At 68.1% G+C, this 13,989-nt stretch carries 9 protein-coding genes; 2 read left to right on the top strand and 7 right to left on the bottom strand.

The window, feature by feature from the left end; translation table 11 throughout:
- A partial coding sequence (locus ACGFIG_RS30265; protein ID WP_393008703.1) for a hypothetical protein occupies positions 1-204 on the top strand: 204 nt, incomplete at its 5' end.
- Positions 194-577 (top strand): RidA family protein, encoded by a 384-nt coding sequence (locus ACGFIG_RS30260; RefSeq protein ID WP_393008701.1) that lies wholly within the window; start codon positions 194-196, stop codon positions 575-577. The genes ACGFIG_RS30265 and ACGFIG_RS30260, both read left to right, overlap by 11 nt.
- Before the next feature lie 223 nt (positions 578-800).
- Here ACGFIG_RS30260 and ACGFIG_RS30255 read toward each other — a convergent pair whose 3' ends face one another.
- The 7 genes from ACGFIG_RS30255 to ACGFIG_RS30225 all read right to left on the bottom strand — a co-directional run bounded on the left by ACGFIG_RS30255 (position 801) and on the right by ACGFIG_RS30225 (position 13,783).
- Positions 801-2,075, bottom strand: coding sequence for an MFS transporter (locus ACGFIG_RS30255; RefSeq protein WP_393008699.1), 1,275 nt, complete (start codon positions 2,073-2,075; stop codon positions 801-803).
- A gap of 64 nt (positions 2,076-2,139) precedes the next feature.
- The gene (locus ACGFIG_RS30250; protein ID WP_393008698.1) at positions 2,140-3,063 is read right to left on the bottom strand and encodes a phytanoyl-CoA dioxygenase family protein; all 924 of its coding nucleotides are present in this window, start codon (positions 3,061-3,063) and stop codon (positions 2,140-2,142) included.
- Positions 3,063-4,217 (bottom strand): radical SAM protein, encoded by a 1,155-nt coding sequence (locus ACGFIG_RS30245; protein WP_393008696.1) that lies wholly within the window; start codon positions 4,215-4,217, stop codon positions 3,063-3,065. The genes ACGFIG_RS30250 and ACGFIG_RS30245 overlap by 1 nt, the downstream gene beginning before the upstream one ends.
- A gap of 12 nt (positions 4,218-4,229) precedes the next feature.
- A complete protein-coding gene (locus tag ACGFIG_RS30240) occupies positions 4,230-5,513 on the bottom strand; it encodes an aKG-HExxH-type peptide beta-hydroxylase (RefSeq protein WP_393008694.1) in 1,284 nt (427 codons plus the stop codon).
- A gap of 83 nt (positions 5,514-5,596) precedes the next feature.
- Entirely contained in the window at positions 5,597-5,773 is a 177-nt protein-coding gene (locus ACGFIG_RS30235; protein ID WP_393008692.1) for a hypothetical protein, read from the bottom strand.
- Positions 5,774-6,473: 700 nt separating this feature from the next.
- Positions 6,474-6,827, bottom strand: a complete 354-nt coding sequence (locus ACGFIG_RS30230; protein WP_393008690.1) for a hypothetical protein — start codon at positions 6,825-6,827, stop codon at positions 6,474-6,476.
- A gap of 17 nt (positions 6,828-6,844) precedes the next feature.
- Complete coding sequence (locus ACGFIG_RS30225) at positions 6,845-13,783, bottom strand: polymorphic toxin-type HINT domain-containing protein (RefSeq protein WP_393008688.1); 6,939 nt, start codon at positions 13,781-13,783, stop codon at positions 6,845-6,847.
- Positions 13,784-13,989: the final 206 nt, after the last annotated feature.

The raw sequence follows: 13,989 nt of genomic DNA, 5'->3' as shown, positions 1-13,989 counted from the left end.
GTCATCTCCAGAACCCGCACCACATTCCAAACCAAAACCCCCGTACGAACAATCTTCGAAAACCCCACCATCCGCACACTCGCCAAAGCCATCGAGCAGGAGGTGATCGCCGAGGTGGCGGCCCTTTCTGTCGACGAGATGCACCCGACAAATGTCAATGGCGACGGCACGGACCATCAGCAGAGGAGAAGTGATGGAGCGTAAGGTCATTTCGACCGGCACCCGATTCGAGAAGATCTTCGGGTACGCCCGCGCCGTACGCGTCGGCCCGTTCATCTCCGTGGCCGGCACGACCGCCATGGGACCCGACGGACCTGTGGGTGGCCCTGACGTCGCGGAGCAGGCCCGTGAGGTGCTGCACCGCATCCGGGCCGCGCTCGAGGAGGCTGGCGCCTCCCTCCAGGACGTCGTGCGCACGCGCGTCTTCGTCGCCGACGTCTCGGAGTGGGAGAGAGTCGGCGAGGTCCACTCCGAGTTCTTCGCCGAGATCCTGCCGGCGAGCACCATCGTCGAGGCGAAGCTGGCCGACCCGCGCCTACTGATCGAGATAGAGGCGGACGCGGTGACGACCGACTGATCGCCTGCCTCCGCGTACGTCGTCGGCGAACCGGTGGGACCGCCCTCCCGTGCAGCCCTACCGGTTTCCGGCGCCCTGAGAACGGTGTAACGCCACCACTCCCCACCAGGACGGACCCGCTACCCGTACGGGTCAGGCACGACCGGACGGACGGCGGTTCCTGGAAGGGGTTCCATCCAGCGCCGGTGCTCGGCGGGAGGCCGGAACTGGGCCTTGCGTCGGGTCAGGCACCGGCACCCGGTGGTGGAGCTGATGCCGGACGAGCCGGAGGCGCGTCCAGGTGCCGCCATGCTGGGCCGACCGCCGGATAGGCGCTGATCAGCAGGTAGAGCGCGGCAGCCAGGACAAGGGTAGGGGTCAGGCCGAGGTGCGACACCAACAGACCCGCGCCGAACGCGCCCAGTGGTACGGCGGTGACGACGGCGGACATGATCGCCCCTGAGACACGGCCGCGGAGCTCGGGTGGTACCCGGGAAAACTGCGCCGAGGTCAGCAGCGGATTGACCGGTCCGGCCGCCACACCCGCAACAACCATCACCGCGACCAGCGCCGGGACGCTGGGAACGAACGCCAGGACGACGAACTTCGGCGCGCCCGACACTACTAATGCGGTGGCCAGCACCGCGCGCCGGGGCAGCCGGTGGCCGAAGACACCGAACGACACGGCACCGACGAGCGCCCCCGCGCCGAACGCTGCGATCGACAGTCCAAGTGCGAGAGGGTCGTCGAGTACCTGCTCCGCGACGGTCGGCAGCAGCACGGCGAACAGCGCGTTGTCGACCATGTTGGCGACCATGAACAACACGAGCAGTCCGGGAAGCAGCGCGTCGGCACGAATGAACGCCAGTCCCTCGTGGATGTCGGCCAGGTAGCGACGACGACCGGCAGACGTCGGGGCGACGGGTAGTGCGCGGCGGGCGATCAGCCCCACCAGCAGAGCTGACACCAGGAAGCTGGCCGCGTCGACGACCAGGACGCCGACGGCCCCGACTGCGAGGATCAGTGCGCCGCCGAGAAGACCGCCCGCGAGCTGCGCGACGCGGATCACCGTCTCGTGCGCGCTCATCACCCGCTCCAAGCGGACGGCCGCCTGCGTGGCGAGTCCGGGCAACAGCGCCCGGCGGGCGGTCGTGCCCGGGACGTCCAGCAGGGATCCGACGAAGGTGAGCACGAGCATCCACCCGAAGGAGAGCTGGTCCACTTGGTGGAGAAGTGGTATCGCTGCGACCGTCAGTCCGCTCGCCACGTCCGCAGCGACACTGCTGCGGACGAACCCGAACCGGTCGACCAACGCGCCGCCGAGGACGCCCCCCAGCACGACGGGAAGGAAGTAGGCCACGCCGGTCAGGCCTGCCCGGGCCGGGTCTCCGGTGGTCTCCAGGACGAACCAAGGGATCGCAATCATGGCCAGGCGGTTGCCGGTGATCGAGATCGCCTCGGCCGCCAGCACGAGACCCAGCCCACGCCGTGCCGCGGAGGTGGCGACGGACGAGGGCATCGGGCCTGCTGTCGGGCCGGCAGAAGGCGAGGTCATTGGCTCCGGAAGAGCGCGGAGACCGCGCTCACGCCGGTGCCCCGTCCCGCCAGTCATGACTGTCCCGGTCGTCCACATACGGCGCCAGCTCCGGGGCGTCGAGCGGCAGACCCGCCAGCATCGTCGGCAGGTAGTCGTCCGCGGCAGGCAGGTAGTAGGTGCTGGGTATGGCGTCGGCGATCCCTCCGAGCAGCAGCCGCCTGCGCGGGGTCATGCGGTCGAGGACGTGGGCTTCGATCTGCGCATAGTCGACCGGTCGGGCCCACAGCTGCGAGTACCAGACGACCGCGCTCACCCTGGTGGTGGTCGTGTTGTTGGGCCCGACCGAATGCCACAGGTTCCATGGGAACAACACCACGTCGCCCGCGTCGACCACCAACTCGCGCTCCCGGGCTCGAGCCGGATGCGTGCTGAACCCCTCGCCCGTGCGGGGCAAAGGTATCCGGTGGGAGCCTGGCACCACGGTCATGTTTCCGGTGCCCGGTCCTGGAGTGGCAGTGAGGAAGTAGAGCGCCTTGACGTGCGAAACCGGCGCTCCGGGCACCGTCATCATCCGGCTGAGTGCTGCCCCGCCGTCAAGGTGCATGGCCAGTGCCGGAGTCGGTCGCGGGTGCCGCAGGATGATCTCCGTGCCACACACCTGCAGGTACGGTCCCGCGAGGGCGACCGCCCGCCGGTAGACCGGATCAAGGTCGAGGAGTTCGTCCAAGCAGTCCGACAGGCTCACCACGTTCTTCACCCGCAGGTCCTCACGGTTGCCGGTCGCACCCTCGTGCGCGCGTCCCACCCTGGGTCCGTCGCGGTAGTCGGTGGCGGCACGCTCCACCCGGCCGCGCAGGTCGCGCACCTCAGCCCGGTCGAGGACTCCCTTGAGGACGAGGTAACCGTCCTCCTCCCACCGTGCCAACTCCTCTGCTGCGAGAAGCCTCGCCGGCCTGCCCGTCGACACCATCAGCGGACCTTCGCGACGGGAAGTGCCGTGGCTCCGGTGGACGCGGCGGTCGAGGCCCTGACGCCTTCGCGGACATGCTCCACGAAGGGACGCCATCCGCAGCAGTTGGCGTACGCGTCCGGTCCGAGGTACTGGCGCGACAGGTGGTAGTCGTGTGGGCATCCTCCCGCACAGATGTCGAACCCGGGGCAGTTGCGGTGGTCCGCCAGCCGCTGGTCGTTGTCAGAGACGGTCTGGAGGTAGCTCGGGTGTTGGCGCATCTGCGCGAAGGTGTCGCCGTGCACGGTGCCGATGACGAAGTCGGACAGGTCCTCGTAGAGCCCGCAGACGTAGACCTCGCCCGTCGGCTCGATCCCGAAGAATCGTCCCATGCAGTCGCCGCTCGTGACACAGCCGACCGAAGAGGCGCCGAGCACGCGACGCACCACCGAGTCCATCGTGGTGATGCGTACCGGACGCTTGCTGGTCCACCAGCGGTCGAACAGATCGCACAGAAATTCCGACCACCGGTCGGACGCCTCGCCAGCGGAGAACTTGACCGCCTGTGGCGACACCGTCTCGTGCTCGGGGGTGTTGGGGGGTCGGGCGGGGATGAGGTCGACGTCGGTGAGTCCTTCGTCCTCGATGAACCGCCAGATCCGTTCGGCGCCGAGTTCGATCATCTCCTGCGAGAGCACCATCAGGGTGGCGAACGGGATACCCCGGTCCAACATCTTGTCCATCGTCGCGCGGACGGCGCGGAAGCTTCCCCGGCCGGACACGGTCGGACGCATCCGGTCGTTGAGTTCCTGCGGGCCGTCCAGGCTGATTCCGACGCGGAAGTTGTTGGCCGCGATGAAGTCCAGCCAGCGGTCCGACAGGGAGACGCCGTTGGTCTGCACGACGTTGGCCACCAGCCTGCCGTGCTCTGCGGTCAACTCGCGCTGTCTACGCACGGCGTACTCGTAGAACTCCAACGGTGCCAGCGTGGGTTCCCCGCCATGCCAGGCGATGACCGCCATGGTGCTCGCGGGATCGGTCAGCGCCGTGACCAACGTGCGATCGAGAGTCTGCATGCTCATCACCGGGGCCGTGTTGGGCCGCCAGTCGTTGCAGTACACACAGCGTAGGTTGCAGCGACGGGTCACCTTGACGATCAGGGTCAGCGATTCCATCGGTCGACCGCCTCAGTTCTCGTGGTGCCCGGCGAGCACGCCGATCATGTGCCGGGGCTCCGGCCTTGTCCCGAGGGCGACTTCCCTGACGTGCCGCTCCACCTCGGCCGTGGCCCACCGAAGCTCGTGCTGGTCGACCTCGGCGTGCTCGTCGATCCATGCCCGCGCGGCGGCGGCCATGCCGTCGAGGAGCTGCTGGCCTGCCTCGGTAGGCCGGGCATCGGACTCGCGAAGTAGTTCGACCGCGCGCAGCACGGCGGCCCGCCAGGCAGCCCGCCTACGCCTGCCCTGCGCCGACGGCCTTCCCAGCGCCATGATCGGGTCGAACGCGCGCGCGACGTTCGCGAAGACGTAGGCACCGTGCAGTACCCCGTCCGCAGTCCGGATGTCGGGCCGCCACGGTGCGATGACCGGCGCCGCCGGGTTTTCCAGCAGTGGGACAGTTTCCGCGAGCAGATCCAGTTTGAGGTGGTGGTACTCGTGGACTATCAGGTCGACCGTTTCCAGCGGGTCGACCAGATTGGTGTAGATGACGTCCGGCAACCCGGTCGCGGTCAGGCTCAGCCGGTGCTGGCCCCGATCGAGCAGGGCGAAACGGACCGGTAAGGCCCGCAACTCGGCGTGGAGTTCGGGGTTGGTGCGCGCGAGCACGGCCAGCGCCTGACGAAGTTGGGTCGACTCCGGTCCGTGCGGCGAACGGCCGAGGAGAGCGAAGTGCGGCGGCAGCGTGATCACCGAAGACACCCCGTCGACGTCGATGAGGAAGTCGTCGAGCGCGGGAATCCGCTCCACGCCGGCGGCGTTCTCCGGCGCTTCGAGTCCCACTTCTCCACAGGTCCGCGCGGTGAGCACCGTCCAGACGCCGTCCGCCTGCACGGTCACGGTCTCGTGGTCGATGGTTATCGTGGCTTCGGTCACCGAATCGAAGCGCACGATGAGCCGGCTGGAGGGAAACGAGACCGCAGCGGTGGGACCGACCGTCAGCACGGCGCTGATCTTTGCCGCACAGGCGACTTCGGCGACAGCACCCGCAGCCGCTGTGGCGACGCGGTTGATCCGGGCGGGCAAGGCCCCGTCGGCGAGCCGCACCCCGGCCGCGCCCGGAACTCCGCGCCACAGTTCGGGGCGCACGTCGAGCGCTTCGTCGAGGGCGGCGAATGCCGTGTGGACGCCTGCAATCTGGGTGAGGAGCTGGCGGTCGCGGTCGAACCGTCCCTCGATGGCTGCGGTCAGTGCCGCCGACGCGCCGAGCGGGAAGAGCCAGTCCGCTGAGATCCGACCTTGTGCCTCTGCCATGTGAAACCTGCTTCCCGTCGGTGCGCCACGGATCGGTTCAGCGGTTGGGCGGGGCCACCGCACGCGCTGACCCCGCCCGAATCTCAGCCCGCCAGTGCGGGGACCCCGATTACTTCCTCGACGTCCTCCACGAAGCCCGCCCTCGGACGGTTGTCCTCGGGCACCGCTGCGATCCACCACTTGGTGGGGGTCTCGGTGTCCTCGGTGGCCAGGTCGTTGGTGATGCGGTCCAGCTGCGAGAGGCTTGCGCCGGTGTTCATCTCGACTCTCCCGTTCGTCGTTGTCGGACAAAACCGTTCTCGAGAAGGTCTTTTATTTATACCTACCGATTGATGACATTCCGGCCGGTCGCCGCACCTCATCACCGGCTCGGGCGGAACGCCGCTGAGGCCGCCTCCGCTCGTCTGCTCGTCTCGCCGGCGGGACGGGGCGCGGCCCCGCCGTCGGCGTCCTGCCAGCTGATTCCGGATGTCCTCAGCTTTCAACCAGCTGAAGCAGACGAAGCCCGAGGCCGCTCAGATCTACCGCCACATCCAGCTCCTGCCGACGCTGTGGGCCTCCGACAGCTTCGACTTCCGCCGATTCCGCAACGTCTACCAAATCCACCTCCCGACCTTCGCGCAATCGGCGGTGGTCCCCGAGCCCCTCAAAGAGGCACCCGCGCGAGACGGGACTGTGCCGCGACGACGGCAAAATGTCTGCAGTATCCCAGTTCTCTGGATTTCCCGCCGGGAGCCGGGATCCCTGCGGCATTCTTCGCGACGCAGATGCCGATCAGCCGGGGCAAACTGCCACCTGCTGATCATCCGCCGCTGGCCGTGCGGCGCACCCTCTGACAACCGCGGTCGCTGCGGCCGCATCGACTCGCCGAGAAGCTGTGCCGTACAACCTGCAAGAACACGCCCCGCCAGAGTGACTCCGGCGGGGCGTGTCCTTGCCTATCGAAAGCGGTTCAGCACCTCACTCGTCGCAGGACGGCCTTTCAATTGCCGTCCAAGAGAACAGTTCCCCACTCGCGGGATCCACCAGGATCACGTGGGTGATGGAACCGACCTTCAGCGACCCGATCGCCACGCGCCCCGACTTCCGCTCCAGATCAACCATGAAGCCGTCGAACCCGTGGAGAGTCAATCCCTGGTCCTTTGCGATCTCACCTCTGACACGGTAAGTGGCGACGACATCAGACGCGAGGACCACGGCGAAGCCGATTTCCTGGCCGATGAGATCCTCGATCTGCACTCGCATACCGGCCCTTGCCGCCATGGCTTGCATGGAGCTTGCCAATTCCTGATCGATTGTGCGGTTCGTTTCCATCGACACCACCCCGCCGATCAGCCGACATGATAATGTCGCTGAACGTTCACCACACCTTGTATCAGCACTTCACTTTCCCCCCACTTGTCCAGATCCATGAACGCCATGTCGATGATCGGCCCCGTCGTACCACGGCGCACCATCAGGACGGCACCCCTGCCAGAAAGCAACTTCGCGTGCCGCTCGGCAGTCGACCTGTTGGAAGTCCACGAGGTGAACACACTGTCCGTGTCGTTGTCGTTGTGGCGCACAGGATCATTGTGACCACCGACCGGCGCGACCGTGCCGCCATGCTGCGTCGCGTAGGAGCGATGATGTTCATCGACTCCCCGGAAGAACCACTCGCCGTCGTTCTCCGGAGGCCCGTCATCGCCGCAGTTGTGCACCAGGACCGGCGTGCCACCGGCCACGACATAGTACGTGTGGACGGTGGAGACCGTGAGGTCCCGCATCGTCTCTCGGCCGCGGAAGTTGTCGACCTTGGCAACGGTCACCGGGTCGCCCGACGCGGTCTTCAGCCACTCCGTCGGCTGGAGCTCCCCCGCGTCCACCCACTTGCCCCGGCTGTCGCTCCAGAACGGGTGGTGCTGGGTGGTCTTGAGGGTGACGAAGGTGCCGTCCTCCTTGCGGACGGACAGGTTGGTCAGTGCCTCGTCCTCGTTGACGTGCAGGACCTCGACCGTCTGCGCGGTGGTGTCGCCCGTCTCCGGATCGTGGGCGAGGACCTTGTCCCCCACCTTCACCTCGGCGATCGGGAGCGTGCTTCCGCCTGCCATGAGGACTGGGGTGGCGGGGTCGAAGCTGTGCGTCGGGCAGCCGTCCTTTGACGTCGGCGCACCGCCGCCGTTCTCGCCACCGGTCTTGCCCTTGGTCTTCGGCGCGGGTTCCTTCGTCGGCGGCTTCGGGGTCTTCGCGGGGGGCGGGTTCTTGGCCGCCTCACGGATCTCCTTCTTCAGTGCGGCCATTTCCGCGGCTTCGGCCGCCGGGTTGATGCTCGGCGCCTTGCCGAGCGGGACTCGACCGAGAAGTTTCTGGACCTTGCCACCGACCCAGTCGATACCTGCCTTGCACCAGGCTTTGATCTTGCAAGCCCAGTCGAGGACGGGGACCGCCGACACGGCGGACAGGGCGGCCTCGGCCGGCTTGCCTTCCTTGATGTAGATAGCGGCGTTGATCCCGTCGCAGACCGCGCCCAGGCCGACGATGAACAGACCGCAGGCTTCCAGGCTCTCGTGAGTCTTCTGCGAACCGCTCTTCTTCGGGAATCCGCTGTCGCCCGTACCGGGAGCGGGGTCACCCTCACCCAGACCGGTGGTGCCCTCCATCATGTTCTGGCACGCGTAGCCACCGACGTTCAGTGCTGCGCAGACGCTCAGTCCATTGCCAGCCGGATCCGCGTACTCGGGGATGATTTCGCCGCTGGGGTCGCTGTAGGTGGTCGGGTTGTTGGCGGCATAGGTGTATGCCGGCAACTGTTGCGGGTTGCCCGGGTCGTTGATCGGATCCACGGAGATGAACCGGCCGATGGTCGGGTCGTACTCACGGGCACCGAGGTGGGTGAGCCCGGTGGGATCCTGGTAACCGCCCAGGAATCCCTGTTTGTTGGGCCAGGTGACCGATGCCCCGCGGGGCGTCCCGTACGGTGTCTGCCGCCGTTGGGTGATCGTCTGGTTGGTGTCGTTGGCGACGCTGACCTGCGCTGTTCCCTGGTGGTCGCTGGCGAGCCAGGTGATGCCGGTGACCGTCCGTTGGGCGATGGTCTCGCCGTTGAACGAGTAGTACCGGGTGGCGTCGACCTGCCCGGTGCTCGCGTTCTTGCGCACCTCCTGGTCGCCCAGGAAGAGCGTGCTGCCGGTCGGGTCGGTGGCGATGAGCCGGTTGCCGTCGGCGTCGTAGATGTAGGAGTTGCCGCCGTTGCTGTCAGTCAGCGACGCCAGGTGCCCCTCAACGTCCCAGGTCAGCGTCTGCTGACCGGATGGTCCGGGGCGGGTCTTCATGTTGCCGGCTTCGTCGTAGGTGTACGAGCCGGTGGTGGTGCCGACGTTGTCGCTCCTGCTCCAGCCGTCGAGCCGGTGCGGCTGGGCCGCGCCCGCCGCCGGGTAGGAGTAACTGGTGGTCACCGTGCCGGTGGGGGTACCGAACTCGGTCTGGGTGAGCCGGTTACCGATACGGCCCCTGGGGTCGTCCGGGGCGCCGAAGGACCACTGCTGCCAGTACGGCGCGGGGCCGCCCAGGTCCGTCGTGGCCTGCGGCTTGGTGGCGCAGTCGTAGGACGCGGGTGTCCACGCCTCGGTGAGCCGGCGTTGGTGGTCGTACGAGAAGCACTGGGTGTCCCTCGGACGCGCGCCGGAGTTGTCGTCGATCTTGAGGAGATTGCCACTGGCGTCGTAGTCGTAGAACGTGTTGGCGATGTACGACGGTGAGGTCGAGCGGATGATGGCGCTGTTCTCGACCCGGCCGGTGCCGTCGTCGTACCGGTTGGTCGTCTGCACGAACTTCGCCCCGGTCAGCGCGCTGGCGCGGGTGAGGGTGCTCAGCTCGTACAGGTTGGTGTAGCCGGACTGGATGGCGTAGTGCGTGGCGTCGCCGTAGTCGGTGGCCAGCTTGTCGGCCATCGCGTACGTCGAGTCGTACTCGTAGGTCAATATTTCCTGATCGAGCCCGCCGGCGGCGGGCAGCGTCACCGTGTTCGGCGAACCGTCGGCGCGGTAGGTGGCCCTGGAGGTGAAGCTGCACGTCGTCGCCCCGATGCCGCAGAAGCCGGCCTGCGAGGTGGGCAGGGTGAGCCTTGTCTGGGTCGGCCGGTACCGTGCGTCGACGGTGACGGTCTCCGACCGGTACTCGTCGGCGCCGATCCACCGGGAGGCCGACTTGGTCAGGCCCTTGGCCGGCAGGTCGTAGGTGTACTCGGCCCGCTTCGCGCCGGTGAGGCTGCCCTCCCGCACGGTGAGCATCCGACCCAACCGGTCGTAGTCGTACCAGAGGTCCGGAGTGTCCGGACGCGAGTCGGTCGTCTTCTCCAGGTCACCCAGATTGTTGTACTGGAGCGTGGCCGTGCCCTTGTCCGGGTCGCTGGACGAGATCAGCCGGCCCTGGATGTCGTAGGAGTACGACCACGTGTTGCCCGAGGCGTCCTTGACGCTCGCCAGTTGGCCCACCGGGTGGTAGGTGTAGCTGGTCTCGTCGTAGCTGCCCGTGGCGGTGGGGCCGTGGTACTGCCACAGCTTCGCGGTCCGCCCCTGCGCATCGGTCCAGACCGTGGTCGCGGCCTCGCCTTCCGGCGGCACCACCGTCACGTGGTCACCGTGGTAGGTCGTCGAGGTGCGGGCCTTCTCCACCTGGACGCTGGCCTCGGACGCGAGCAGCAGGGAGTGGATCTGCCGCCCCGCCGCGTCGTACAGCGTCCGGGTCTGACTCGGCACGTCCGCGTCCAGGCCGGAGTACAGGGTCGTACCGGCCGTACCGCTGTTGTAGTACGCCGAGTTCGCCTTGTAGACCCGACCCGCGGCGTCGTAGAACGTGTCGGTCAGGATCCGGCCGCCACCGTACGCCGCCTCCTGCGTCTGCCTCGGCCGGCCCAGCGCGTCCACCAGCGCGTACGAGGTGTCATAGGTGCCGTTGGCGTTCAGCGCCTTCGTCATGATCGACGACGGCGCCGTCTTCGACAGGGTGTACGTGTAGCTGGTCGACGGATCGGACGGGAAGGTCGCCTTCGACCGACCCGGCAGCCAGACGGCGCTGTTGCGACCCATCGCGTCGTACGCGTACTCGGTGATCCGGTTGTTCGGGTCCGTCGCCTTGAGCGGCAGACCGAACACCGGATCCAGGTCGACCGTCTCCGTCCAGAGCAGCGGGTTGGTGGTGACCATTTTGGTCACCGGGCCACCGGTCGCCGGGGTGTAGGCCGTGGTGGTCGTCTCCCCGGCGACATCCGTGGCTTCCACCATCCGACCCAGCACGTCGTACTTCGCCGTCGACACCTGCTGGTAGGAACGGGTGCCGTTGGCGAAGCCCGTGACCTTCTCGGTCGCGGTCAGCAGCCCCTTGGTCGGCGCCGTACCGTAGGCGAGCGAGTCGTAGCGGAACCGGACGTCCCCGGTGACCTGCTCCTTGGTGGTCGGAGCCGTCGCACAGTCGCCCGTCCAGCCGTTGATGCGCTTGACCCGCGTCAACAGGTGGATGCCCGTGTTGCGGACGTACTCGGTCTGCACGCACCGCTCGTCGCCGGTCCTGGTGTCGTCCCCGCTGTCCTCGACCGTGGTCGGCATGCCGTAGCTGTCGAACGTCGTGGTCGATGCGGTCCGCCGCCACCCGTCGTCCGTGGCGATCCGGTTACGGCCCACACGGACCCGGGAGTAGCGGGCCTCGGCGACGGGCGTGCCGGCACGGGTGGCCGTCGCGTCGGACCGCCACATCTCGTTCACCGAGGCGGACAGGATCTTCGACCCCAGCCAGGTCACCGTCTCGCGAGGCGTGCCGGCATAGTGGTCGTAGTCGTTGGTCGCCCCGCCCTCACGGCCCTGCACCTGCGTGGTACGGGTCCCGCCCGCAGCAAGCTTGTCGCCGTACATGCCGCGGAAGTAGAGGGTCTCGGTCTTGATCCGGTCGGCGCCCTCACCGGTGTACGTGACCACCGTCGGGTAGCCCCGCCACTGCGACCAGGTCCGGCGCTTGTTCGGAGCGATGCCGCTGTCCTCGTCGTGGTGCCACAGCGGCTCGCCATCCGGGTTCAGGTAGTCGTACTCCGTCCGCACCGGCCGGGCCCCACCGGTGTGGTCGATCTGCTGGACCTCCTCGACCACGTACTTGTGGAAGTAGTCGGTCACCGGATCGGTGTAGCCCTGCGGGGTCCACTTGACCGGGTAACACCGCAGGGTGTTGCTGTCCAGTGCCGTCGCCGACGGCATCGTGCCGCCCTTGACGCACTCCCGGGAGCTGTAGGTCACGAAGATCTCGCCGCCGGTCTCCAGCCTGATCGAGTTCACCCGCCACCAGTTCATGGCCAGCGCCCAGTCGCTGCCGGAGGCGTCCACCCGGTTCGGCATCTGGATGCCCGAGAAGGTGACCTCGGGGGCCGTGACGGTCGTGCCGTTCAGCCCTCTGTGCGTGACGCCCTCCAGCCAGAGCCCGGCGCGGGTGCCGTCACCCGGGTCCAGGAAGCTGTGCCGCAGCGTCCAGGAGTCCGCCGACTGGTACGACGACGTCGCAGCCTTCCACACCTTCGTGGTGACGACCGTCGTCCGCTTCGCCGACCAGAACGTCGGGGAGACGTTCAGACACGGGTTGGTGGACGCGGTGCACTCCTGGTCCCAGGGGGTGTCGGGCCAGGTGGTCGCGTTCTTCGTGGTGCAGTTGGCCAGACACCGGTCGGCGTTCGTGAACTCGATCCGGGCCGGGGCGTTCTGGACGTACGGGCTGGTGGCCGCGTACTCGGTGTTGTCCCGGTTGTCGGTGCCGTAGTCGATCCGGGTCAGGTGACCGGCCCGGTCGTAGACGACCGGCGTCGCGTACGTCATGTTCTTCGCGTAGTGGCTGGTCTCCTTCGACCACCACAGCGACATGGTGTTGCCGTGAACGTCCTGGACGTAGTCCAGGTTCCACCGCCACGCCTGCCGCTGACCACCACACTCCGACGCGGCGAAGGTGCTGGCGTAGCACGGCTCACCCGGGTTGTTGCCGAACACCGGCACCGTCAGGACCGAGTTGGTCGTCGGACGCCCCGAGGACCAGCCGGGCAGCTGGTGCCGGCCGAACCAGTACTGGGTGCCGTCAGCGGTCGTCACCTTCCAGTACTCGTTGTCGTTGTCACCGTTGCCGTTGGCCGGCGATGTCAACAGCTCGACCTTCGAACCGTCCTCCCGCCGCGGATGCCACTTGCCGTCGCTGCCCTTGAGCAACTCCACCGACGAACCGTTCAGGGACAGGACGGCGTTCTCCGGCCCCCAGCAGAGGTCACCCGTCTTGGTGGTGTTGTTCGCAGTCCCACCCATGTCGTCGGCGCAGGTCTTGTACTGCCGCTCGATGAACCCCGGCGAGTAGTCGAAACCCTCACCGAACGCACCCGGCTGGTTGTTGGTGGCCGCCTGCCGACCATCCACCGACTGCGACGAGTAACCCAGGCCCAGGCTGGGCGCAGGCCCACCCGGACCCGGCGGCGTCCGCATCGGATACGACCACTGGAAGCTGCCCGTCGAGCCGCTGTGGCTCCACGACGACGAAGGCGCGAGGCTGGACGCGGTGAAGTCACCGGCCCCACCCGAGGGGCCACTGGTCAGCGCGACGAGCGTACCGGCGCTGCCCGCGGTCACGGTTGTCCCGAAGCGCTTCGCTTCCGCCGCCGACACCCCCGCGTCCGCCGGCGACACCGACACCGTGGCCGACACCGTCCGTGTCCGCACGTGGTTCCGCGAGTCCAGCGCCAGGGGCGCGCAGTCCTTGGCGCCCGGGCTCGTCAGCGCGCACTCCGGCAGGCGCACCAGCCGCAGCCGCGACGACCAGTCCGCCCCGTACGCCGACGCGAACGACGCGTAGTCCACGCTGACCTCGGCCTGGCCGGCCGAGGTCGCGCCGTCGGTCCGGCCGACCCGCACCAGTACGCCGTTCACACCTGCCGCCTGCGCCTTGGCCTTCGGCAGCACCTCGACCCGGACCTTGGTCAAGTCGGCCGCCGCAACCTGGGCACGAGCGGTGGGGGCCACCGGCTTCACGGTCACCGGCAACGTGCCGGCCCGTACCGCTGACGCAGTCGCCGCCCGGGCGCCCGCGGCGACCGTCGGCAGGGTGACCTCGGCGACCCCTGCCGCCGGCCACACCGGCGCCGGCCGCCTGACCTTGGCCGCCGCCTCCTCGGCCTCCGGCCCTGGCTTCGTGGCCCTGACCCGCTGGACGGGCACCGACTCGTACCGCTGCGCCTCGAGACGCTCGGCCTGTGCGGCCAACTGCGCCCGCGCAGGCACCTGACCGCCAACCGTGCCCGCGAGCACCGCGAGCAGACCAGCGGCAAGGACCTTGCGTCCCCCTTGCCGCACCCCCTCGAACGCCGGTGTGCCCCGCCGCCTGCGGTGCGTCCGACTCGTTCTGAGCGTTCCCATCGTTCCCTTCCTGGAGAGGTGTCTGCGCCGCCAACGGGTTGTGGCGGCGCGGGCCGGGCCGGATGGCTCTC

It is taken from the genome of Micromonospora sp. NPDC049048, assembly GCF_043197615.1.
Lineage (GTDB): Bacteria > Actinomycetota > Actinomycetes > Mycobacteriales > Micromonosporaceae > Micromonospora.
The sequence above is the reverse complement of the archived record's forward strand: the minus strand, read 5'-3'. Positions and strand labels throughout refer to the sequence as shown.

Coding starts and splice junctions, on each gene's coding strand:
- ACGFIG_RS30260 (WP_393008701.1), top strand. CDS start 194: ATGGAGCGTAAGGTCATTTCGACCGGCACCCGATTCGAGAAGATCTTC.
- ACGFIG_RS30255 (WP_393008699.1), bottom strand. CDS start 2,075: ATGCCCTCGTCCGTCGCCACCTCCGCGGCACGGCGTGGGCTGGGTCTC.
- ACGFIG_RS30250 (WP_393008698.1), bottom strand. CDS start 3,063: ATGGTGTCGACGGGCAGGCCGGCGAGGCTTCTCGCAGCAGAGGAGTTG.
- ACGFIG_RS30245 (WP_393008696.1), bottom strand. CDS start 4,217: ATGGAATCGCTGACCCTGATCGTCAAGGTGACCCGTCGCTGCAACCTA.
- ACGFIG_RS30240 (WP_393008694.1), bottom strand. CDS start 5,513: ATGGCAGAGGCACAAGGTCGGATCTCAGCGGACTGGCTCTTCCCGCTC.
- ACGFIG_RS30235 (WP_393008692.1), bottom strand. CDS start 5,773: ATGAACACCGGCGCAAGCCTCTCGCAGCTGGACCGCATCACCAACGAC.
- ACGFIG_RS30230 (WP_393008690.1), bottom strand. CDS start 6,827: ATGGAAACGAACCGCACAATCGATCAGGAATTGGCAAGCTCCATGCAA.